Genomic DNA, 3,047 nt, shown 5'->3' with positions numbered 1-3,047 from the left:
GTCCAAGACAAGCAGCATCGCGTGTGTCCCCCGTAACAGCGCTTGCTAACTTCGGCGCGCGAAATTGGTTCCGCGTCCCCTGACAACAATCCGCAATCAACTGTCCAGTTCAAGCGGCTCATGGTCTGGCTGTTGATGCCAAATGACTTGCCGGAGATCGCGCCGGTCGACCGGCTGGTCGCATTTCCTGCAACTGATGCGGCAACTACTTCGCAAACGCAGGGTACGCTTCCATCAAAACGTGAAAGACTCTAGATCACAATGATCACGCTGTGGGCCGCGGCGACTTCAGGTTCCCCGCGGCTGATTCGATGACAGGCGCGAGAACTAGATCCTCGTTATCCTTCCAGCCGTCGAGCCAGGCGCTTGATAGCGACGCGATCAGAATCCACGACAAAAAAATACGGGGTCGGATAACCCTCAACCCAGGCGCCAGAAACCCTGCGCTCGCCAATCTCCGAGATGATCATGCCGATGGCGGGGTTGAACCTGCGCAATGGCATCGCGCTTTCCGCATGCAGACCGGGCACGTTCACCGAGTCCTTCGCAAGGACGAGCGGAATCAGCTGCAGGGCGTCGGCAACGGGGTCGCTTTCCATGCAGATCGGATCGAAGGTTAGGAACAAGTCTTCGCGGACGTGTATACGCGGCAATCGTTCGGAAATGGTATGAGCAAGGCTCACATAATCGTCCTCGGCGAGATCGGCCAGCGCTTCGGCGAGCTGATCCGTCGACAAGTTCGGAAAGGCCGCGATCAGCGCATCCTCATCGAGATGCCAAGGCAGGCCATCGACCGATGCCTTGCATATCCATTTTCCCACTGCCGAACCTTCCGGGGTCAGATCAGCGACCGTCTCTGTTGCTGACGGCATCGCTTTCTCCTCGGTTTCGCCTGCAGGCGGTGGCAATGGCACATCGCCCAGCATGTCGTCGATTCGCCTGACGACCCTTTTACAGAGCGCGGCGAAGGCGCGGATGTCGGCCGCTACCAGCTCGACCGTCTCGCCCAGCTTCGCCTCCTTGGCATGTTGCGCGAATTTTGCATCGACCACACCGAGATTGTGGCCGATCAAGTGACGCTTTTGGATATTGAGTGAGAGGACCGCCAACTCCGCAGCGTCGAGTTCGGCGAAGGGATCGAACGAGAATTCGTCGAAGCGCTTGCGGCCTTTGTCGATGTTCTGAAAATCGTTGCTGACGGGCTTGATCAGCGCTGACCCCGGAGGCCGGTTCTGAACGCGATAAACGTAAGCGACCTTGAGGGTTGCCTCGAAGGCCGTTAGCACATCCTCGTGGGCATTGCCGAGCAGCCGATAGGCCAGTTCCTGGTTTTCCTTGCTCTGGGATGCCGCCAGGTCGACCTGCTGGCCGACCAACTCGGCCTCGCGAGCGAAGTGCAACGCCAGATTGGGCGCTCCACAATCGGGACAAAACAGCGCTATCGCGAAGACACCGTAGTCCCGCCCGCAGCAATCGCAGACCAGCAGACGCATGAGGTCACGGCGCCCAAAACGCGGGCGAGGTTTGCTCGGCCGGGCCGCCGGCTTGTAGGTGATCGACTTGCTCCCTCGCGCCACATCGGCCAGCATGTCCGAAAAGGCGTCCCGCGCGTCTTGCAGTGCCGTCTGCTTGATTATCTTGATCGCGGCCTTGCGATCGTCCGGATGCGTGAACTCGGCGTCGTCGGCCCTGACGCCGCTATAGGGACAGACAGTCCCGCGGGTGCCAGGAGGATATTTCATCCGGGCAGCCCTTTCCGGATCTGCGACGAATCCGACGACAGGTTCACTGAGCACGAAATGCCGGGGGTGAGCATCTATGTTGGGTGAGTAACGATAGACCCTCCCATCAGGTGTCTTAGGCACTGGGATCGAGAGCTGCATCTTCGTGCGGCTTCCGCCCGTGCGCATCTTTTCAAGTCGTTTCAGCTTCATCGTGCCCCCACAAAAGACTCAGCATGTATCGCAAGTTTACACGTTTCTTCGCCAGGCACTTTCCCTTCCGCCACATCGTCTGCTCAGCCTCCTGTCATCACCGAAGCGGTGCGGACTAAGGAAGACCGCAAATCGAGCGCTACAAAATCTGGCATCGAGGAAGGAGCTTTGGCCAACTGACCAGAGACGCCATCCCTCCACGCGGACCGCCTCCCCGGACAATAGATCTTGGTGAGCGTTAGCGCGCCTCCTCCCATAGAGACTGAGCGAGACGGCTCGCATCGTCATCTGCGCAGAATTCGCAATCGGGCACCCGCGGGCGCAACCGGCGAAGGCGGCCGATCGGTGCACCCCAGGGGTCGACGGTCCAGTAATTGGTTGTCGCTGCATGGTGATTGGATCGCAAAAGTTCAACAACCAGCAGCACTCCAGCGAGAGCGGACACAAAGGCGAACGGTGCCAACACTTGCCGCCCCTCGGGGGTTAGGAGCGCCTGCGCGCTGCAAAGTTCCTTGAAAAGCGTATCGTAGGCTTTGCCAGCGATCGCCTTAGCCTCAACCGACGGATGCGCCTTCGCGATCCGCCCTGCCGCATCTGCAGAGATGAATCCTTCACGAACCATCTCGATGTCGATGCCGAGTCCCTCGGCGATGGACCGTTCACGCGCGTGCTCGTCGGGAACGTGACGATATATGCAGGCGAGGCAGGCATCATCTGTCGGCTGACTGTGGCTGTGCACGATGACGGCCCTTGCATCAGTTGTGGACGCATCGATTACTCGCCGCGGAATTTCCTTCTGCAAGGACCGTCGCGCTCGGCGGCTGTCCACCGTTACGATCGCGGTGTCAACGAGCCCGGTCTTGGCAACCAGCTCACCGAATGTGCACGCGTACGGCTCGAGTTTCAGCTCAGGGAAGTCCGGCTGGGCAGATCGTGCCAGGGTCGCCGCCTTCGGCAGACCAACATGGTCGCTGGTGAAATAGAGGCAGCGATTGGGGTTACCCTCTCCGACGACCTTCGGGTCGACAATCGGCAGAGTGCCGCGAACCTGCAGATGGCGGAGCGCGCGCAGAAAGCCGTTGCCCACGGCGCCCCCACCGACCAACACCGCAC

At 60.0% G+C, this 3,047-nt stretch carries 2 protein-coding genes; both read right to left on the bottom strand.

Annotation, left to right across the window (positions count from 1 at the left end):
* Positions 1-338 precede the first annotated feature (338 nt).
* A complete protein-coding gene (locus EOA60_RS26235; protein WP_128312124.1) occupies positions 339-1,934 on the bottom strand; it encodes a hypothetical protein in 1,596 nt (531 codons plus the stop codon).
* 238 nt (positions 1,935-2,172) lie between these two features.
* On the bottom strand, positions 2,173-3,047 hold an 875-nt coding region (locus EOA60_RS26230), incomplete at its 5' end, for a ThiF family adenylyltransferase (protein WP_206628249.1).

This window comes from Mesorhizobium sp. M1A.F.Ca.IN.020.06.1.1 (assembly GCF_004023265.1).
Classification (GTDB): domain Bacteria; phylum Pseudomonadota; class Alphaproteobacteria; order Rhizobiales; family Rhizobiaceae; genus Mesorhizobium.
The sequence above is the reverse complement of the archived record's forward strand: the minus strand, read 5'-3'. Positions and strand labels throughout refer to the sequence as shown.